This is a genomic window from Pseudomonas sp. 91RF, from assembly GCF_003576265.1.
GTDB classification, from domain to species: domain Bacteria; phylum Pseudomonadota; class Gammaproteobacteria; order Pseudomonadales; family Pseudomonadaceae; genus Aquipseudomonas; species Aquipseudomonas kribbensis.
In genome coordinates this window covers 50,360-68,472 of sequence record NZ_QWFC01000048.1, presented here as the reverse complement: position 1 = coordinate 68,472, position 18,113 = coordinate 50,360, and the positions used below count along the sequence as shown (strand labels likewise).

The 18,113-nt window shown below is 60.7% G+C and carries 17 protein-coding genes; 6 read left to right on the top strand and 11 right to left on the bottom strand.

Annotated features, from left to right (window positions below):
• Positions 1–247: 247 nt before the first annotated feature.
• The gene (gene yegS / locus DXT77_RS25145; protein ID WP_119429608.1) at positions 248–1,165 is read left to right on the top strand and encodes a lipid kinase YegS; all 918 of its coding nucleotides are present in this window, start codon (positions 248–250) and stop codon (positions 1,163–1,165) included.
• On the opposite strand, the gene DXT77_RS25140 is transcribed toward yegS, so the two are convergent.
• The 3 genes from DXT77_RS25140 to DXT77_RS25130 all read right to left on the bottom strand — a co-directional run bounded on the left by DXT77_RS25140 (position 1,149) and on the right by DXT77_RS25130 (position 3,659).
• Positions 1,149–1,808 (bottom strand): response regulator transcription factor, encoded by a 660-nt coding sequence (locus DXT77_RS25140; protein ID WP_085710728.1) that lies wholly within the window; start codon positions 1,806–1,808, stop codon positions 1,149–1,151. The two genes, yegS and DXT77_RS25140, sit on opposite strands and share 17 nt — an antisense overlap.
• On the bottom strand, positions 1,805–2,698 hold the full coding sequence (locus DXT77_RS25135; RefSeq protein WP_119429607.1) for a sensor histidine kinase: 894 nt from the start codon (positions 2,696–2,698) through the stop codon (positions 1,805–1,807). The genes DXT77_RS25140 and DXT77_RS25135 overlap by 4 nt, the downstream gene beginning before the upstream one ends.
• 490 nt (positions 2,699–3,188) lie before the next feature.
• Entirely contained in the window at positions 3,189–3,659 is a 471-nt protein-coding gene (locus DXT77_RS25130; protein WP_119429606.1) for a hypothetical protein, read from the bottom strand.
• A gap of 457 nt (positions 3,660–4,116) precedes the next feature.
• Between DXT77_RS25130 and DXT77_RS25125 the strand changes: the two genes are divergently transcribed.
• Together DXT77_RS25125 and DXT77_RS25120 are read left to right on the top strand one after the other, a co-directional pair.
• A complete protein-coding gene (locus DXT77_RS25125; protein WP_085710725.1) occupies positions 4,117–5,052 on the top strand; it encodes a chemotaxis protein CheV in 936 nt (311 codons plus the stop codon).
• 90 nt (positions 5,053–5,142) lie between these two features.
• The gene (locus DXT77_RS25120; RefSeq protein ID WP_119429605.1) at positions 5,143–5,949 is read left to right on the top strand and encodes an MOSC domain-containing protein; all 807 of its coding nucleotides are present in this window, start codon (positions 5,143–5,145) and stop codon (positions 5,947–5,949) included.
• A 71-nt stretch (positions 5,950–6,020) separates the two neighbouring features.
• Here the strand turns inward: DXT77_RS25120 and DXT77_RS25115 are convergent, their stop codons facing one another.
• The 8 genes from DXT77_RS25115 to DXT77_RS25080 form a co-directional block, all read right to left on the bottom strand.
• Complete coding sequence (locus tag DXT77_RS25115) at positions 6,021–6,305, bottom strand: pyrimidine/purine nucleoside phosphorylase (RefSeq protein WP_007940055.1); 285 nt, start codon at positions 6,303–6,305, stop codon at positions 6,021–6,023.
• An 81-nt stretch (positions 6,306–6,386) separates the two neighbouring features.
• Positions 6,387–6,929: an exonuclease domain-containing protein gene (locus DXT77_RS25110; protein WP_119429604.1), complete on the bottom strand. Its 543-nt coding sequence runs from the start codon at positions 6,927–6,929 to the stop codon at positions 6,387–6,389.
• Between the two features lie 69 nt (positions 6,930–6,998).
• Complete coding sequence (locus DXT77_RS25105) at positions 6,999–8,960, bottom strand: acetyl/propionyl/methylcrotonyl-CoA carboxylase subunit alpha (RefSeq protein WP_119429603.1); 1,962 nt, start codon at positions 8,958–8,960, stop codon at positions 6,999–7,001.
• Positions 8,961–9,028: 68 nt separating this feature from the next.
• Positions 9,029–9,826, bottom strand: a complete 798-nt coding sequence (locus DXT77_RS25100) for an enoyl-CoA hydratase/isomerase family protein (RefSeq protein WP_119429602.1) — start codon at positions 9,824–9,826, stop codon at positions 9,029–9,031.
• Complete coding sequence (gene atuD / locus DXT77_RS25095; RefSeq protein ID WP_119429601.1) at positions 9,823–10,980, bottom strand: citronellyl-CoA dehydrogenase; 1,158 nt, start codon at positions 10,978–10,980, stop codon at positions 9,823–9,825. Before atuD ends, DXT77_RS25100 begins: the two co-directional genes overlap by 4 nt.
• Positions 10,981–11,010: 30 nt before the next feature.
• Positions 11,011–12,627 carry a geranyl-CoA carboxylase subunit beta gene (gene atuC, locus DXT77_RS25090; protein WP_119429600.1) on the bottom strand — a complete coding sequence of 539 codons (1,617 nt, stop codon included), beginning with the start codon at positions 12,625–12,627 and terminating at the stop codon, positions 11,011–11,013.
• Between the two features lie 3 nt (positions 12,628–12,630).
• Positions 12,631–13,500 (bottom strand): SDR family oxidoreductase, encoded by an 870-nt coding sequence (locus tag DXT77_RS25085; protein WP_119429599.1) that lies wholly within the window; start codon positions 13,498–13,500, stop codon positions 12,631–12,633.
• A 12-nt stretch (positions 13,501–13,512) separates the two neighbouring features.
• Positions 13,513–15,303, bottom strand: coding sequence for an acyclic terpene utilization AtuA family protein (locus tag DXT77_RS25080; protein WP_119429795.1), 1,791 nt, complete (start codon positions 15,301–15,303; stop codon positions 13,513–13,515).
• A 187-nt stretch (positions 15,304–15,490) separates the two neighbouring features.
• On the opposite strand from DXT77_RS25080, the gene DXT77_RS25075 reads away from it, so the two are divergent.
• The 3 genes from DXT77_RS25075 (at position 15,491) to DXT77_RS25065 (ending at position 18,104) form a co-directional block, all read left to right on the top strand.
• Positions 15,491–16,114, top strand: coding sequence for a TetR/AcrR family transcriptional regulator (locus DXT77_RS25075; protein WP_119429598.1), 624 nt, complete (start codon positions 15,491–15,493; stop codon positions 16,112–16,114).
• A 91-nt stretch (positions 16,115–16,205) separates the two neighbouring features.
• Positions 16,206–17,003: an ABC transporter substrate-binding protein gene (locus DXT77_RS25070; protein WP_119429597.1), complete on the top strand. Its 798-nt coding sequence runs from the start codon at positions 16,206–16,208 to the stop codon at positions 17,001–17,003.
• An 87-nt stretch (positions 17,004–17,090) separates the two neighbouring features.
• Complete coding sequence (locus DXT77_RS25065) at positions 17,091–18,104, top strand: GNAT family N-acetyltransferase (protein WP_119429596.1); 1,014 nt, start codon at positions 17,091–17,093, stop codon at positions 18,102–18,104.
• Positions 18,105–18,113: the final 9 nt, after the last annotated feature.

Below are 18,113 nucleotides of genomic sequence, written 5' to 3'. Positions count from 1 at the left end.
GGTGATGTTTTGACTCATTACCTGCACATCCTTGTGTTATCGGGTTAAAGATTGCTGCCTCAGACCCACAGTGTACGAATGGTCTGGATGGGTCAATTGAGCCGATTCCTTACATTCCGTACGAAAAAATACCGCCTTGTAGGACGAATGAGCCGCGTCGCTGGAAATACTTGGGATTGCGGTGGCTCTTTTGCGTGCCGTGGAGGTCAAGATGTCCCGAACTGATTTAATAACGGGAGTGGCCAATATGGATGAGCGCAGGGCATTGTTGATTCTGCATGGCAAGCAGGCACTCAACGAAGCGGTTCGCGCCGCTGTTGAACGCAAGCGCGGACAGGGCTGGGAACTGGCAGTGCGCCTGACGTGGGAAGCCGGCGATGCACAGCGCCTGGTGGAAGAAGCGCTGGCTGCCGGATACGGGGAAATCATTGCCGGCGGTGGCGATGGCACCTTGCGCGACATCGCCGAGGCCCTGGCGGCTCACCCGGGCAAGGCGAGTCTGGTGCTGTTGCCGTTGGGGACCGCCAATGATTTTTCCCGCGCGGCCGGTGTTCCTCTGGAGCCGGATGAGGCACTCGAGTTGCTTGACGCGCCAGCCCATGACATCGATCTGGGTGAAGTGGGCGGGCAGATATTCCTGAACATGGCCACCGGCGGGTTTGGCAGTCAGGTCACCGCCAATACCTCGGAGGATCTGAAAAAGGTGCTGGGCGGCGCGGCCTATCTGTTTACGGGCCTGTCGCGATTCAGTGAGTTGCACGCCGCCTATGGCGAATTGCAGGGGCCGGATTTTCACTGGAGCGGTGAACTGCTCGCGCTGGGTATCGGTAATGGTCGTCAGGCGGGCGGAGGACATGTGTTGTGTCCGGAGGCACTGGCGGATGACGGCCTGCTGGATATCAGTATCCTGCCGGCGCCACAGGAACTGGTCGGCACGCTGAAAAACCTGCTCAGCGACGGATTCGGTCTCGACAACATGTTTGTCCGCACACGTCTGCCGTGGGTCGAAATCAAGGTCGCCGAAGGACTCTGCATCAACCTTGATGGCGAGCCGCTGGAGGGAGACAGTTTGCGATTTGCGGCGCGTCCGGCGGCGTTGCGTGTGCATTTGCCGGAGAACTCGCCGCTGTTGGGCAGGACGCGGCGGGTCAGTCGTCCAGACTGATGATCTGTTCACGCACGGCAAACAGTACCAGCCCCGCCACATCGTAGATCTGCAGGCGTTTCATGATCTGCGAACGGTGGGTTTCAACTGTCTTGATGCTCAGGCCCAAACCATTGGCGATCTCACGGGTGGACTTGCCGCGAACAATCAGGCGCAGGATTTCCAGTTGGCGAGCCGTCAGGTTGTGTGAGTCGGCGACTTCCGGTTGCAACTTCTGATTGCGTGTCAGGGCCTGGTTGATCACCGTGTGGGCGATGGCCGGGCTCAGGTAGCGTTCGTTGTTGCGCAGGGCTTCCAGTGCGTGTTCGAGCTCAGTGGCCGTGGTGTCCTTGAGCAGATAGCCATGAGCACCGGATTCCAGTGCCTGCATGATCAGCGCAGGGTCGGTGTGCATCGACAGAATCAGCACTTTGCTGTGCGGACGAACCCGTCTGAGCCGCTGCAACGCCTCCAGGCCGCCGGTTTCTCTCATGGAAATGTCCAGCAAGACGATATCGGGGTTCAGTTGCTCGACCATCTCGAGCAATTGCGAGCCGTCATTGGCCTCGCCGATTACCGCGTAACCGGGAATATCCAGCACCAGAGCGCGCACGCCGGCTCTGATCAGCGAGTGGTCATCCACCAGAAGTAAGTTACAAGTCAACGCATAACCTTATTCGTACTGGCCCGCTCGAGTGCACGGGGCGCCCAGGGGAATAGTGCTTCGATTTGAGTGCCTTTGCCCGGTTCGCTCGTCACGCTCAGGCTGCCGCCCAGTTGCTCGATCCGTTCGGCCATCCCGGCCATGCCTCGTTGTCCTTCACGACCGGGATTGGCGGCCGGGGCAAACCCCCGACCGTCATCGCTGATCAGCAGGGTCAAGCCTTGGGGAAGGCGTTGCACGCGGATCAGCAGATTCTTGGCCTGCGCATGTCGCAGGATGTTGGTCACGGCTTCCTGGGTGATGCGGAAGGCGGCGACAGCCATTTCTTCGGGGATGCCGTTCAAGCGCTGCTGACAGTCCAGGCTCCAGTGAACCGATGTATTGGCCAGTGTCTTGAGCAAATGCGCGCGCAGACTGGCTTCCAGCCCGAGGCTGGTCAGTTGCCGTGGGTTGAGAATGGCCGAAACGTCGCGGACTTTATTGAGGGTTTCATCAAGGGTGTCGCAGAGTGCCGAACATTGTTCTTGAAGGTCATCGGGCAGACGCCGTTTGAGCCATTCACTCTGCAACTTGGCGGCGGTCAGCAACTGGCCGATATCGTCGTGCAGTTCGCGGCTGAGGCGATGGCGTTCGTTTTCCTGGACTTCGAGTAATCGATCGGCCAGCTCCTGTGGCTGGAACTTGATCGACTTGCGCGACAGGCGATGCTGGGTAAAGACGCAAGCGGCGGCTGCCACATTGAGCAACAGCAGGCCAAACGACAACGGTGCGGACAGGCAATAAGTCAGCAGACTGCCCAAAGCTGCACCAATGCAAAGCGAGAGCGTGAACCTGCGCGCGTTTTCTCGGGAGGGTGGCCATGTGGCGATTGACTTGAGGCTGGCGTACATAGCGGATGGAGCCAATGGATGTTCGCTGCGGGCAGACCGGTCAGAGTGGCTGGCGGTCTCTGTCTGAAAATCTGTGATTCAGGTTGTTGGTTTCAAAATGGTTCAGTGATCGATAATTGACTGCCAACTTTGGAGCAGACCGATCATTGAAGTCACTGTGCCATTAAGTGAAAGCAACTAACGCGCGGCATAATACCACTTAACATACCGTTGGTCGCGTTCGCCCTATATGTCCAAATAGTCAGGAAATACGTCATGTTGGACGCGAGTTCCATAATGGAAAAAGTTGATTTATTGGAGTCGATAATTATCGATGACACCTGAAGTCTTCAATTTTTATACACGGGTAAACCCTGACTTCAACGGTAGGCAGTCTGGATGTTGAAGCGTAATTATTTATTTGGAGACGTCGCTGGCAGGCATGAGTTATTCAATTGCGACATTCGATGGCTCGAACTAAACGGCTGCAACGGGTTCGGGGTGTACTCGATTACGCTTGTCGCTCCGAGTAAGACATGAGGGACAAGGGTTTGGTACTGAGCGGCGGTTGAAACTGGCTCTGTCCGACCTGGAAGGCGAACGCTTCGATGAGGGACGTCTGCTCGCTTTCGTCCAGGCTTAGCTGGCCGGTGCTCTGGTCGACCAGTTCAAGTTGCCAGGCCATCAGAGTGAAGCAATCTTTCAGGGCGTCGAGCGCCTGGGCATGCAGGTCGACATGATCTTGCGTCTGAGTGAGCAAACCGTGCAGGTGCCGGCAGAACTCGGAGACTGCCACCAGTGCCAGGGCATCGGCCTTGTTCGCCAGTTTGAGCAGGGTGCTGAGCATGCAATCGATTGCGTCCTTGTCATTGCTGATCAGCTGCAAGTGACTCAGGCACTCTTCGGACTTGGCCAGGAGCGTTTCAGCCTCGACAAGAAATTCGGGGAACCGCTGCGCCCACTCTTTACGGTCGTTCGGCATGCTTATCTCCACAACGTCATGTCTGATGAGCGAATGTCGTGTGTGTCGACGATCATGAACCGTCGTGAGATCGCGCCCTGCGGTGCCGAGGAGGCTTTTGACAGGGGTTTCGAGAGGGTGAGTTTCCACTGACCTGCGATCGCACACAAAAGCCTGACTCCGTTCATGCAATGAGAATGGCGTCACATTAATGGCTATTGGATATTGCGAACATCAGGTTGGGCCTGATTGTTACTAGGGGAATCCCTTAGGCACGGGAACCTGCCGCGCAAACCGTGGTCGCGCCGCAGAGAATGTAGCAGATGAAATCACGGGGCCAGTAAAGCATGATGTTAATGTGACATCAATGCTTTCTCATGGCATTTTGTAGGTGATTTGTATGGGGATCAAGATTGGCCGGAATCCGCCGATAACCCCCTTTAATGAATTCACCAGTACAAGCCCCAGGAGTCATTTGATGGCCGGCATTCTCGATACGGTAGACCAACGCACGCAACTGGTGGGTGAGAATCGCCTGGAAATTCTCATGTTTCGACTGGCCGGGCGCCAATTGTTCGCGATCAACGTGTTCAAGGTTCAGGAAGTCCTGCAGCTGCCGAAGCTGACCCTGATGCCTCAGCGTCATCCGTTTGTATGTGGTGTGGTCAACCTGCGCGGTCAGACCCTGCCGGTGATCGACCTGTCTCAGGCGATCGGCATGCGCCCGCTGGTGCCGGGCCCCAACAGCACGATCATCGTTACTGAATACAACCGTTCGGTGCAGGCCTTCCTCGTCGGTGGCGTGGATCGCATCGTCAACATGAACTGGGAAGCCATCTTGCCACCGCCGACCAGCGCCGGTCGCCAGCACTACCTGACCGCCATCAGCAAGGTCGACGATCAACTGGTGGAAATCATCGACGTCGAGAAAGTCCTCGCCGAAATCGTTCCGTACAACGCCAAGGTTTCCCGCGACAAACTGGAAGATCCGGTCCTGGAACGTGCCCGTGGCCGTGAAGTGCTGTTGGTGGATGACTCCAATGTGGCGCTGTCGCAATTGCGCGACACCCTCGGCCAGTTGGGCGTGAAGATGCACATCGCCAGCGACGGTCTGAAAGCCCTGAACATGCTCAAGGCCTGGGCCGACACCGGGGTCAACATGACCGACAAGTTGTTGATGATCTTCACCGACGCGGAAATGCCGGAAATGGACGGCTATCGCCTGACCACCGAAATCCGCAACGACCCGCGTCTGCGTGGCCTGTACGTGGTGTTGCACACCTCGCTGTCCGGCAGCTTCAACGACTCGATGGTGAAGAAGGTCGGCTGCGACAACTTCCTCTCCAAGTTCCAGCCGGACAAGCTGGTCGATGTGGTGCGCCAGCGTCTGATGCTCGACGAAGTGCCGGCCTGATCAGCTTGTCGAGGCTGACTCGGCGTCAGCCTTTGATTCGGCGCCAAAGCTCGTATAGGGTGGCGTTTTTCACCCATCAGGGAGCTGGCCATGCTGCGTCTGAGCGCGCTTTATCGTTACCCGCTGAAATCCGGAAAGGCCGAGGTCCTGCAAGGGATCGGCCTGGACAAACTGGGGCTTGAGGGCGACCGACGCTGGATGCTGGTGGACGAGGCCAGCGGGCGCTTCCTGACCCAGCGTGCCGAAGCGAAGATGAGTCAGTTGTCGGCGCTGTGGAATGCCGACGGTGGCCTGACCCTCGATGCGCCGGGACATTCGGCGATCGATATCGCCTTGCCCGGCAGTGAAGCCGAACTGCGCGGCGTGACCATCTGGCGCGACACCCTGCGCGTACCGGATGCCGGTGAAGAAGCGGCCCGCTGGGTCAGCGAATTCATCGGCAAGCCGACCCGACTGGTGCAAGTGCCGCTGGATCGCGCCCGCACGACCCAGGCCGGGTACGGCAACGATGACGATCAGGTGGCCTTCGCCGACGGTTTCCCGCTGCTGTTGATTGGCGAGGCATCGCTGCAACACTTGTCGCAGGAAGTAGGGCGTCCGCTGGAAATGCTGCGGTTCCGGCCGAATCTGGTGATCGAGGGCAGCGAGGCGTATGCCGAGGATGGCTGGAAGCGCATCCGCATTGGCGATGTCGAGTTCCGTGTGGTCAAGTCGTGTTCGCGCTGCATTCTCACCACCATCGACCCGAAAACCGGTGAGCGCAGTGCCGACCGCGAGCCACTGGCGACCCTGCAGAAGACCCGCGCCCAGGCCGACGGTGCAATGTTCGGGCAGAACCTGGTCAACGACAGCAACGGTCGACTCGAAGTCGGCATGCCGGTGGAAATCCTCGAATAACCCACCCCGAAACGAAAAATGCCCGTGTCCAAGGACACGGGCATTTTTTATTGCCGCAGGAAAGCCTGGTTTCAGCCGCGGTATTCGCACAGGTAAGCGGTGTCGACGGCCACTTTCAGCTGGAACTTGCTGTTGGCCGGCACGTTGAACTGGCTGCCGGCGGCGAAGGTTTCCCAGTCGCTGCTGTCCGGCAGTTTGACGGTCAGTGCGCCGGACACCACGTGCATGATTTCACGCTGGCTGGTGCCGAATTCGTATTCGCCCGGGGCCATGACGCCGATGGTCGCAGGGCCTTCGGCAGTGCCAAAAGCGATCGACTTGACGGTGCCGTCGAAGTACTCGTTGACTTTAAACATGGGCGATTCCTCTCGAAAAGGGCTTAAAAGGGTCAAAAAGGTTGGCCAGTATGCACAAGGTGCCTGGCGCCGTCACCTGCGCTAGAGCGGCAGCACCAGCGGCAATAATCGGGCGGTATTGCGCGCATCTTCCAGCGCCCGGTGCTGCTGACCGGTGAACTGCATGCCCGCCAGTTGCAGGGCGCCATTGAGTCCCAGGGGCCGTTCGAGGCGTCGGGCCTTGGCAAAGCGCTGTTTGAGGTTCATGTGCGGCACACGGCTCAACGCGCTGTCGAGTTGCAGGCGCTGCCACTCCTGAAGCAACTGTTTGCGGTCGTAATCGCCCCAGCTGGCCCAGCCTTCAAGGCGTGTCTTGTGCTGAGCGAGCCAGCGTTCGAACGCCGGCCAGACTTCGGTCAGCGGTTGCGCCGCGTCGATGTTGGCCTGGGTGATGTGTGTCAGCTCACGACAGAATGGCGTCAGCAGTGGCCGACGCGTCGGTTTGACGAAGCGTTGAAAGTGATCCTGCTCGCGACCGGTTCGATCCACCAGGGTGGCACCGATTTCGATGATCTCCATTTCCGTAACCGGCCAGCCACCTTCATCGGTGGTGGCTTCCAGATCAATGACCAGCCAATGGGGCATCGCAGGGTTCCTGATTTCCGCGTCCTGATTATTCAGAGCGTAGTCAAACCTTGCGGATGCGCGCGGTGACTACTCGACCTGCAACAGAACCTGACGATTTTTCACCTGATCGCCGACCTTGACCTGCACCCGCTTGAGCACGCCATCGATGCCTGCCTTGAGCGGGTGCTCCATTTTCATCGCTTCCAGCACCACCAGCAGCTGGCCTTTAATGACCGGGCTGCCTTCGCTGACAAGCACGTCGATGATTGCGCCATCCATCGGGGCTTTCAAGGTGCCGGTGCTGACGCTGGTCTGACTGTCGATCACGGCATGAGTTCGATTCACCAGACGCAGGCTGCCGGGGCGGGTGAACAACCAGAGCTGGTCGTCGTGCAGGCGATAGGCGTGGCGCTGGCGCAGGCCTTCGATGTCCAGGGAGATCGAGCGTTCGCTGTGTTCGATGAGCTTCAGTTCGAAGGCGCGTTCAGCGACCTGTACCCGAACGATGCCATCCGGGGCGGCCAGTAATTGCACGCTCCATTTCTGATCTTCAAGACCCAGGTGATAACAAAGCGGCGCGCCGGCATTGTTGCGCCAACCGGCCAACGGTGCGCGATGCGAACCTGCGGCAGATTGATAGAACAGCAACGCCGCGATCGCGAGTTCCTCTGCACTCGGTGCATGGGGATGCAGGCATGGATGGTCGGCGAAGTGTTGCGGGATAAACCCGGTGCTGAATTCGCCGCTGATGAACTGCGGATGCTGCAACAGACTGGCCAGCAGCCGCTGATTGCTCTGTACACCCAGCAACACGCTGTCCTGCACCGCGCACAACAGTTTGCGCCGGGCCTCTTCGCGGGTCGCGCCGTGGGCGATCAGTTTGCCGAGCATCGGGTCGTAGAACGGTGAGATCGACTGACCTTCGATCAGCCCATGATCAACCCGCGCTCCTCGATCCAGTGCCGGTGCCCAGGCTTCGACACGCCCGGTCTGCGGCAGAAATCCCTGGGCCGGGTCTTCGGCATAGAGTCGCACTTCCATGGCGTGGCCATCGAGTTTCACCTGCGCTTGTGTCAGTGGCAGAGGCGAGCCCTCGGCAACCAAAAGCTGCCACGCCACCAGATCCAGCCCGGTAATCATTTCGGTTACCGGATGTTCGACCTGCAGCCGGGTATTCATCTCCAGAAAGAAGAACTGGCCTCGGGCATCGAGCAGAAACTCCACGGTGCCAGCGCCCACATAGCTCACCGCACGCCCGGCCTTGAGCGCCGCTTCGCCCATCGCCTGACGCAACTCTTCGGTCATCACCGGGCACGGCGCTTCTTCGATGACCTTCTGATGGCGACGCTGGATCGAGCAGTCGCGCTCGCTGAGGTAGATCAGGTTGCCGTGCCGGTCGCCGAACAGCTGAATCTCGACATGGCGTGGTTCAATCAGGGCCTGTTCGAGGATCAGTTCGTCGCTCCCGAAACCGTTCAATGCTTCGGAGCGGGCGGTACGCAATTGCGCCGCCAGTTCAGATGCGTGATGCACCAGACGCATGCCGCGTCCGCCACCGCCGGCGCTGGCCTTGATCATCAGCGGATAGCCGATGCGCTCGGCTTCCCGTGTCAGGGTCGCGTCGTCCTGCTCGGCGCCTTGATAGCCGGCGATGCACGGCACCCCGGCAGCCAGCATGGCAATTTTCGACTGGCGTTTGCTGCCCATCAGTTCGATGGCTTCGACGCTGGGGCCGATGAAGGTCAGGCCAGCCTGTCCGCAGGCCCGGGCGAACTCGGCGTTTTCCGAGAGGAAGCCATAACCGGGATGAATCGCGTCGGCACCGCTGCGTCGTGCGGCGTCGAGAATTTCCGGGATGTTCAGGTAGGACTGCTGAACCGGTGCCGGGCCGATGTTCACCGCCTCATCCGCCATTTGGACATGCAGCGCATCGGCGTCGGCGTCGCTGAACACCGCGACCGTGCGATAGCCGAGGGCCTGGGCGGTGCGCTGGATGCGGCAGGCAATTTCACCGCGGTTGGCGATCAGGATTTTATGGATGGCGGGCATGTTGGTTTTTCCTGAATGTTGGCGGTGGATTGAAGGGCCTCATCGCGGGCAAGCCCGCTCCCACAGGGTCAGGTGCTCCATCCGGGTTTGCGTTTCTGCACAAACGCCATCGTGCCCTCGATGCCCTCGGCACCGGTCACCGCTGCGCTGAACCACTGCGCCGCTTCATCCAGCAGTTCGCTCGATGGCTGGCCGGCGCTGGCCAGCAGCAGCTTTTTCGTCACGGCATTCGCTTCGGGGGCGCAACACAAGACGTGATCGAGCACTTCATCCAGACGCTCGGCGAGTGCCTGCGGATCCTGTTCGACAAAGTGCACCAGCCCCAGTCGTCGAGCCTGATGGCCATCGAAGCGGGCAGCAGTAAGCGCCAGGCGTCGGGCCTCTGTGAGACCAATGCGCTGCACCACAAACGGTGCGATCTGCGCCGGCAACAGACCTAGGCTGGTTTCCGGCAGACCGAATTGCGCCTGATGATCGGCCATCGCGATATCGCTCACGCAAGCAAGCCCGAAACCGCCACCAAGCACCGCGCCCTGCAGTACGGTGATCAACACTTGCGGTGTGTGCTGGGCTTCATCCAGCAGAGACCCGAAAGCCCGATTCAACTCACGATAGGCATCGCTGCCCTGGGCGCGGGCGTTGGCCATGTCCTTGATGTCGCCGCCGGCACAGAAATGCCCGCCGGCGCCGCTGAGCACCAGGGCGCGCACGCTGCGGTCATCGCGCACAGCGGCAAGTACTGCGCGCAGTTCGGCGACCATCTGCAGGCTCATGGCATTACGGCTTTCCGGGCGATTGAGGGTGATGTGCAGCACGCCGTTATGCGGTTCCAGCAACAGCGTCTGGCAAGCGGGCAGGGTGGTCATATCTTTTTCCCCGGCAGGATGCCCATCAGTTTGCAGATGATCCCCAGCATGATTTCGTCGGCGCCGCCGCCAATCGATACCAGCCGCACGTCGCGGTAGGCGCGGGCCACCGGGTTGTCCCACATGAAGCCCATGCCGCCCCAGTATTGCAGGCAACTGTCGCTGACTTCGCGGCCGAGACGCCCGGCCTTGAGCTTGGCCATCGAGGCCAGCCGGGTGACGTCCTGGCCTTTCACGTATTGCTCGGTGGCCTGATAGACCAGCGCTCGCAGGCATTCGATTTCGGTCTGCAATTCGGCGAGGCGGAAGTGGATCACCTGATTGTCGATCAGCGCATTGCCGAAGGTCTTGCGTTCCTTGCAGTACTCGATGGTGCTGTCGACGCAGTATTCCAGGCCCTTGATCATGTTGGCCGCACCGAACAGACGTTCCTCCTGGAACTGCAGCATCTGCATCATGAACCCGGCGCCCTCATGGCCGATGCGGTTGCGCTGGGGCACGCGCACGTTATCGAAAAACACCTGGGCGGTTTCCGAGCTGCGCATGCCGAGCTTGTCCAGGTGCGAACTGAGGCTGATGCCTGGCGTGTTCATCGGCACCATGATCAGCGACTTGTTGATGTGCGGTTTGTCGTCCGAGGTATTGGCCAGCAGGCAGATGAAGTCGGCGCTTGGCGAGTTGGTGATCCACATCTTGCTGCCGTTGATCACATAGTCGTCGCCGTCCTTGCGCGCAGTGGTCTTGAGCCCGGCGACGTCGGAGCCGGCACCGACCTCCGAGACGCCGATGCAACCGACCTGCTCACCGGTGATAGCCGGGCGCAGGAATTCGTCACGTAGCTCATCGGAACCGAAGCGGGCGAGGGCCGGGGTGCACATGTCGGTCTGCACGCCGATCGACATCGGAATGCCGCCGCAATGGATGGTGCCGAACTCTTCGGCGGCGACGATCGAATAGCTGTAATCCAGGCCCATGCCGCCGAATTTTTCCGGCTTGGAAATCCCCAGCAGTCCGAGGTGGCCGGCCTTGCGGAAAATTTCGTGGATCGGAAAGCGCCCGGCCTTTTCCCATTCATCGACGTGGGGGTTGATCTCGTGCTCGACGAACTGGCGGACGGTGCGACGCAGGGCTTCGTGTTCCGGGGTGAAGATCATTTTTATTGTTCTCCTTGAGGTCCGAGGCGGTCAGAAGCGGCTGACGCCGAAGCTGTTGGGGGCCAGCGTGCGAATGCCGGCTTCGTGGCAGATGTCCAGCAGGTAGCCGAGCAGGGTGCGGGTGTCGCGCGGATCGATCAGCCCGTCGTCCCACAGGTTGGCGCTGCCGTAGAGGGCGGTGGACTGGCTGTCGAGTTTCTGCGCGGTGACCTGTTCCAGCATGTCGAGCATTTTCGGGTCGGGCACCAGCCCGTCTTTCAGCTGTTTGGCTTCGGTGACGATGCGCAGCACCTTGCCGGCCTGGGCGCCGCCCATCACCGCCGTGCGGCTGTTGGGCCAGGCGAAGATGAAGCGCGGATCGAGCCCGCGCCCGCACATTGCGTAGTTGCCCGCACCATAGGAGCCGCCGACCACGATGGTCAGTTTTGGCACCCGCGCATTGGCCACGGCCTGGATCAGTTTCGAGCCGTGCTTGATCACGCCGTGCTGTTCCGATTCGGTGCCGACCATGAACCCGGTGGTGTTGTGGAAAAACAGCAGCGGCGTCTGGCTCTGGTCGCAGAGCTGAATGAACTGCGCGGCCTTGCTCGCGCCATTCGGAGTGATCGGGCCGTTGTTGCCGATGAAACCGCAGGCGCGGCCCTGAATTTTCAGGTGACCGCAAATGGTCTGCTGATCGAACTCTCCCTTGAACTCCATGAAGAGCGACTCATCGGCGATCCGCGCAATGATTTCGCGCACGTCGTAAGGCTTTTTCGGGTCATCCGGGATCAGACCCAGCAGCTCGTCAACGGGGTACAGCGGTTCTTTGTATTGCGGCTCAGGCAGCCACGGCAGTTGCTCGTTCCAGTTCAGCAGGCTGACGATTTCCCGCACCTGGCGCACGCCGTCGGCATCGTTTTCGGCCAGGTACTCGGCAGTGCCGGCGACTTGCGCGTGCATCTCGGCGCCGCCCAGTTCCTCGTCGGTAGCCACTTCACCGGTCGCCGCTTTAAGCAGCGGGGGACCGGCGAGAAACAGCTTGGCCTTGCCACGCACTACCACCACGTAGTCCGACAGCCCCGGCTGATAAGCGCCGCCAGCCGTAGCCGAGCCGTGCACCACGGTGATCTGCGGCAGTCCCATGGCCGACATCCGTGCCTGATTGGCAAAGCTGCGTGCGCCTTCGACGAAAATCTCCGCTGCGTAATTGAGGTTGGCGCCGCCGCTTTCGGCGAGGGTGATCACCGGCAGTTTGTTTTCCTGGGCGATCTGTTGCAGGCGCAAGGACTTTTTCAGGCCCGACGGGGAAATCGTCCCGCCCTTGATCGCGCTGTTATTCGCCACGATCAAGGCGCGCACACCGGACACATAACCGATGCCGGCGATCAAGCCACCACCGGCGGAGCTGCCGTCCTTGTCGTCGTGCAGTTTGTAGCCGGCCAGGCTCGCCAGTTCGAGGAACGGCGCGCCGGGGTCGAGCAGCAGGTTCAGGCGTTCGCGGGGCAGCAGTTGTCCGCGCTTGTCGAATTTCGGTTTGGCTTCGGCAGCCTTGTTCAGCAGGTTCTGTTCGAGCTGCCGGACTTGCTCGATGGCGGCGAGCATCGCTGCGCGGTTGCGGGTAAAGGCTTCGCTGTGCGGGTCGAGCTGAGATTGGATGACCGGCATGGCTTACTCCTTGTCCTTCAAGACGTCTGGCATATAGGCCCGGTGAAAGCCGTTGAAGGATTCGCTGTGGGTCGCCTTGTGCAACGGCCATGCGCGACTGCCCAGACTGGCCGCGCCATCGATGCGCAACGTGCTGCCGCTGATGAACGCAGCAGCGGGACTCAGCAGAAACACAATCGCGGCGCTGACCTCGGATTCGGTGCCGATGCGCTTGAGCGGCACGTGTTCGCGCAAGGTCGGGATCACCGCCTTGAACGCGCCTTCATAGGTGTCCATGCCACTGGAGGCGATCCATCCCGGCGCCACGGCGTTCACCCGGACGCCGGCATAACCCCATTCGAACGCCGCCGTTTTGGTGAAGTTGTCCATGCCCGACCGCGCGGCGCCGGAGTGACCCATTCCCGGCATGCCGCCCCACATGTCGGCAAGCATGTTGACGATGCTGCCGCCGTGTTTGCTCATCGATTGATTGAATACTTCCCGGGCCATCAAAAAACCGCCGACCAGATTGGTGCGCAGCACGGTTTCGAAGCCTTTCTGATTGATCGAGGCCAATGGCGACGGGTACTGGCCGCCGGCATTGTTGACCAGTCCGTGGATCGGCCCGTGTTCGCGGATCAGTTCGCTGACCAGCGCTTTCACTGCTTCTTCGTCACGAATGTCGCAAGACTTCCAGTGTGCCCGGCCACCGTCCTCGGCGATTTCGGCGGCGACGGCTTGCAGCTTTTCCGGCTTGCGTCCGACCAGCACCAGGGTGGCCCCGAGCGCCGCCAGTTCATGGGCGGTGCAACGTCCGATGCCGCTGCCGCCACCGGTGACGATCACGGTCTGGCCGCTGAACAGATCGGCCCTGAAAATCGACTCATACGCCATGGTGCCAATCCTCTAGTCGAACTGTTCGGCGATGCTCTGCGGCACCGGGATCTGGATTTCCAGCAATTGCTGGGCGAAGGCTTTGCCCTGCGGGTCGACGCGCAGGCTGGCCACGCCACCGCCGCCGAGGGCGTTTTCCAGCAGGAAATTCAGGCTGTGGGTGCCCGGCAGATACCAGCGTTCGACCCGGCCATGAATCGGGTCGAGGACATGGCTCATCCAGTCGACCACCACCGCCGGGGTCAGCGTTTCGGCGATCCACGGCAGGTATTCCGGGCGACGCGGCATCACACCGATGTTGCTGTGATTGCCCTTGTCGCCGGAGCGCGCCACCGCCAGTTTCACCAATGGCACGCTCGCGTCGGCGCGGCCCTGAGGTTTGGGCGTTTCGTGGGGCAGGGGCAGATCCTGGCTGTCGAGGATGGCGGAGGCGGGCAGGGCGAACGGGTGACGCTCGCCGGCCATATCGATCTGCAAGGTGCAGGCGCTTTTGTCGATCAGGAACGAGAACAGCCGGATCAGCGGATACACCGTCGGCCGTCCGCCGACGATGCCGGTCAGCCCCGGCGCCATGCCGGTGGCGGCCTGGGCGATTTCCCGGGAGAAAAGGATCAAGGCCTGTTTGTTCGGGTGGCGCACGGCGAGTTTGATCACCACTTCGCGGCTGTCCCGGCGCTGGCCGTGGGGGCCGTAGGTGGCTTCGCTGCCGAGCAGTTCGATATGGGTTTCGGTGTAAGGCCCGAGGCCTTTCTGGTCGAGCATTTCCGAGGTCTTGTCGAGGATCGCCTGACTGACGCGCCGGGCTTTTTCCACCGCATCGATACCGGCGATCAGGCAACTGGCGGTGCAACGGAAACCGTCCGGGTACGTCGCGCTGACCTTGTATTTGTCGCTGGGCGGCAGGCCTTTCGCACCGTGGACCCGGACTGCGTTTTTGCCTTGTTGCTGAAGCTTGACCTGACTGAAATCGCAGACCACATCGGGCAACAGATAGGCCTGCGGATCGCCGATTTCGTAGAGCATCTGTTCGCCGACGGTCAGCGGCGTCACCAGTCCGCCGGAGCCCTCGGGTTTGCTGACGATGAACTGGCCGTCGGCGCTGACCTCGACGATCGGAAAGCCGATGTGTTCGTAATCCGGCACGTCACGCCAATCGGTGAAATTGCCGCCGGTGCACTGCGCGCCGCATTCGATGATGTGCCCGGCCAGAGCGGCCTGGGCGAGTTTGTCGTAGTCGTGCCACGACCAGCCGAATTCATGCACCAGTGCGGCGCTGACCACCGCGCTGTCGACCACCCGGCCAGTGATGACGATGTCGGCGCCCAGGCGCAGGGCTTCGACGATGCCCGGTGCGCCGAGGTAGGCGTTGGTCGACACGCACATCGGCGGCAGCGGGGCGCCGCTGAACATTTCCGTGATGCCTTGGGTGGCGAGTTGTTTGAATTGCGGTTGCAGGTCATCGCCCGACAGCACGGCGATTTTCAGCGCCACGCCGGCCTTGTCGCAGGCCGCTTGCAACGCGGCGGCGCAGGCCTGGGGATTGACCCCGCCGGCATTGCTGATGACGCGAATCTTCTGTTCCGCCAGTTGTGGCAGCAATGGCGTGAGGACTTCGATGAAATCGCCAGCAAATCCGGCCTGCGGGTCCTTCATGCGCGCGCCGGCCATGATCGACATGGTGATCTCGGCCAGGTAGTCGAACACCATATAATCCAGCTCTCCTGCGGCCACGAGCTGTGCGGCGGCGGTCGAGGTGTCTCCCCAGAATGCGCTGGCGCATCCGATGCGAACCGTGGTGGGCATTTTCATCTCCGACTCAGCAACCTGTGACAGAAGTGCATCGAGGCTACCAAGCAAGCGCTTGGTTTGTAAACAGGCGAAATTATCTTCTGCCCAAGCGCTTGCTTGGTCGCGGCCGGCGGCTTAAATTGCCCGCGCAACCCTGCGGTTTCAGGGCGGCAGACGACTGAACGACTGTAGGAGAGAACGGGTGGACGAGCAAAAAGCCCTGAAGGTCATGCGCGAACTGGTCGACGAAGGCCAGTTGACCGACCCGGACAGCGCTCGCGGCAAATTACTGCAAGTGGCGGCCCACCTGTTTCGCAACAAGGGCTACGAACGCACCACCGTGCGCGACCTGGCCGGCGCCGTGGGCATTCAGTCGGGCAGCATTTTTCATCACTTCAAGAGCAAGGATGAAATCCTGCGTGCCGTGATGGAAGAAACCATCCGCTACAACACCGCGCTGATGCGGGCGGCCCTGGCAGATGCGACCAATGTGCGCGAGCGGGTGCTGGCGCTGATCCGCTGCGAATTGCAGTCGATCATGGGCGGCAGCGGCGAAGCGATGGCGGTGCTGGTGTACGAATGGCGCTCGCTGTCCGAAGACGGTCAGGCCAAAGTGCTGGCGTTGCGCGATATCTACGAAGATATTTGGCTGCAGGTGTTGGGCGAGGCCAAGGAAGCGGGGTTCATTCGCGGCGATGTGTTCATTACCCGACGTTTTCTCACGGGCGCATTGTCCTGGACCACCACCTGGTTCCGCGCCGGCGGCAGTCTGAGCCTCGATCAACTTGCCGAAGAGGCGTTGATTCTGGTGCTCGAAGAGCGCTAATCGCTTTCTATCGGCCCGGGAAACTGGCTAACTGGGCGAAACCGCCTAGCTTGAATGCATGCAACGGTACTTTTTCGGGGAGTGGGGTGTTTTGAAGTCTTTGCCAGATCGGACGGCCGCGGGGCTGATGCTCGCAGCGCTGGCTGCACTATGGGTATTGCCCGCTCAGGCGGTGCAAGTGGTTCGGGTGGGGGCGGCGCATTTTCCGCCTTACACCATTCGCCCGGAAAACGGCGCCGACACCGGTCTGCTGCCGGAGCTGGTCGAGGCATTGAACCACTCGCAGAGCGACTATCGTTTCGAGCTTGTCCCCACCTCGATTCCGCGGCGGTTCGGCGATTTCAAGGAAGGTCGCACGGACATGGCGATTTTCGAGAACCCGGACTGGGGCTGGAAAGACATTCCCCACACCACGGTCGACATGGGGCTGGAAGATGCAGAGATTTTCGTCGCGCAGAAAGAACCCGGTCGCCAGCAGAGTTACTTCGCCGATCTCAAGGGCAAGCGGCTGGCACTGTACAGCGGCTATCACTACGAATTCGCCAACTTCAATGCCGACCCCAAATACCTCGCGGAAACCTACAACGCCACACTGACCTATTCCCACGACAGCAACCTGTTGATGGTGCTGCGCGGCCGGGCGGACATTGCGTTGGTGACTCGCTCCTATCTGTTCGATTACCTGCTGCGCAACGACAAGGTGCGTGACGAATTGCTGGTGTCGCAACGCATCGACCAGATCTACCACCATTACGCCATTCTCAGCCCGAAGGCACCGATTACCGGCGAAGCGTTCGGCAAGTTGCTTCAAGGGCTGCGCGACAGCGGGCAGATGCTGAAGATCTTCGATCCGTACAAGATTGCCGTGGTGCCGGTGCCTCACCCATGACCTGCGGTTTTTTCCGCCCGGCCTAAATTTCCCGCTTCGGCTCACGTCCCATCGTTGAACTGTCGACGATTATCGTGAGCCCGACCCATGTCCAATCTGAATGACCTGACTGCCCTGGCCTTGCCTTCGGGCAGTCAACTGATAGCCGATGCCACTGAAAGCCGTCTGAGCCTGAGCCTGGACGGGCAACCGCTGATTCGCCTGCGTCTCGATCGTGAAGGCCAGGGGCCGATCCAGATCGATGAGCGCTATGCACTGCCGCCAGGCCAGGCGCTGTGGGCGGCCTGTTATTGGCTGTTTGCCCGGGATCCGGCGCGTCAGCAATTGATCTGGCAACTGGATCAACCGCCGACCGAAGCCTTGCTCAGCGGCTTGCTGGTGAGCACTGACGTGGCGGGTGAATACCGCTGCGAGCGCACGTTGTTCTGGCAACTGCCGCAACCTTGGCTGGGTACCTCGTTGACCGGCAGCTACCCGCAGCAGATGGTCATCAGCAACGGCAAGCGCCATCCGCTGCGGCCGGTGAAACCGCGGGGTGAGGTCTATCGACGTTTCGATGCGCGTCTTGGTGCGTGGATTTCTCTGCGAACGGTGGAGATCGAGCAGGATCTTGCGCGTTTCAATCGCTGGCAGAACAGTCCGCGAGTCGCCAGTTTCTGGCAGGAAGAGGGCAGCCTCGAACAGCATCGCGAGTACCTGAGCAAACTCGACGCCGATCCGCACACGCTGACCCTGATCGGTTGTTTCGATGATCAGCCGTTCGCTTACTTCGAAGCCTACTGGGCCAAGGAAGATCGCATCGCGCCGTTCTACGATGCCGACAATTACGATCGTGGCATTCACATGCTGGTCGGTGAGGAAGACCATCGCGGCCCGCACAAGGTGGCGAGCTGGCTGTCGGCGCTGGTGCACTATCTGTTTCTGGATGATCCGCGCACCCAGCGTGTGGTTGCCGAGCCGCGTGCCGACAACGCGAAGATGATCGGCCACATGCACAACCAGTGCTTCCACTGCGAAAAGGAGTTCGACTTCCCGCACAAGCGCGCGGCGCTGATGATCCTGGGGCGCGAGCGGTTTTTTGATCGCTGCAAACTGGCGTGACGTCTCGCT

What these genes read in the sequence shown, in the direction of transcription:
- DXT77_RS25115 (WP_007940055.1), bottom strand. Translation starts at nt 6,305, where the DNA reads ATGTTTAAAGTCAACGAGTACTTCGACGGCACCGTCAAGTCGATCGCT.
- DXT77_RS25065 (WP_119429596.1), top strand. Translation starts at nt 17,091, where the DNA reads ATGTCCAATCTGAATGACCTGACTGCCCTGGCCTTGCCTTCGGGCAGT.
- DXT77_RS25110 (WP_119429604.1), bottom strand. Translation starts at nt 6,929, where the DNA reads ATGCCCCATTGGCTGGTCATTGATCTGGAAGCCACCACCGATGAAGGT.
- DXT77_RS25130 (WP_119429606.1), bottom strand. Translation starts at nt 3,659, where the DNA reads ATGCCGAACGACCGTAAAGAGTGGGCGCAGCGGTTCCCCGAATTTCTT.
- DXT77_RS25125 (WP_085710725.1), top strand. Translation starts at nt 4,117, where the DNA reads ATGGCCGGCATTCTCGATACGGTAGACCAACGCACGCAACTGGTGGGT.
- DXT77_RS25105 (WP_119429603.1), bottom strand. Translation starts at nt 8,960, where the DNA reads ATGCCCGCCATCCATAAAATCCTGATCGCCAACCGCGGTGAAATTGCC.
- DXT77_RS25100 (WP_119429602.1), bottom strand. Translation starts at nt 9,826, where the DNA reads ATGACCACCCTGCCCGCTTGCCAGACGCTGTTGCTGGAACCGCATAAC.
- DXT77_RS25120 (WP_119429605.1), top strand. Translation starts at nt 5,143, where the DNA reads ATGCTGCGTCTGAGCGCGCTTTATCGTTACCCGCTGAAATCCGGAAAG.
- DXT77_RS25135 (WP_119429607.1), bottom strand. Translation starts at nt 2,698, where the DNA reads ATGTACGCCAGCCTCAAGTCAATCGCCACATGGCCACCCTCCCGAGAA.
- yegS (WP_119429608.1), top strand. Translation starts at nt 248, where the DNA reads ATGGATGAGCGCAGGGCATTGTTGATTCTGCATGGCAAGCAGGCACTC.
- atuC (WP_119429600.1), bottom strand. Translation starts at nt 12,627, where the DNA reads ATGCCGGTCATCCAATCTCAGCTCGACCCGCACAGCGAAGCCTTTACC.
- DXT77_RS25085 (WP_119429599.1), bottom strand. Translation starts at nt 13,500, where the DNA reads ATGGCGTATGAGTCGATTTTCAGGGCCGATCTGTTCAGCGGCCAGACC.
- atuD (WP_119429601.1), bottom strand. Translation starts at nt 10,980, where the DNA reads ATGATCTTCACCCCGGAACACGAAGCCCTGCGTCGCACCGTCCGCCAG.
- DXT77_RS25080 (WP_119429795.1), bottom strand. Translation starts at nt 15,303, where the DNA reads ATGCCCACCACGGTTCGCATCGGATGCGCCAGCGCATTCTGGGGAGAC.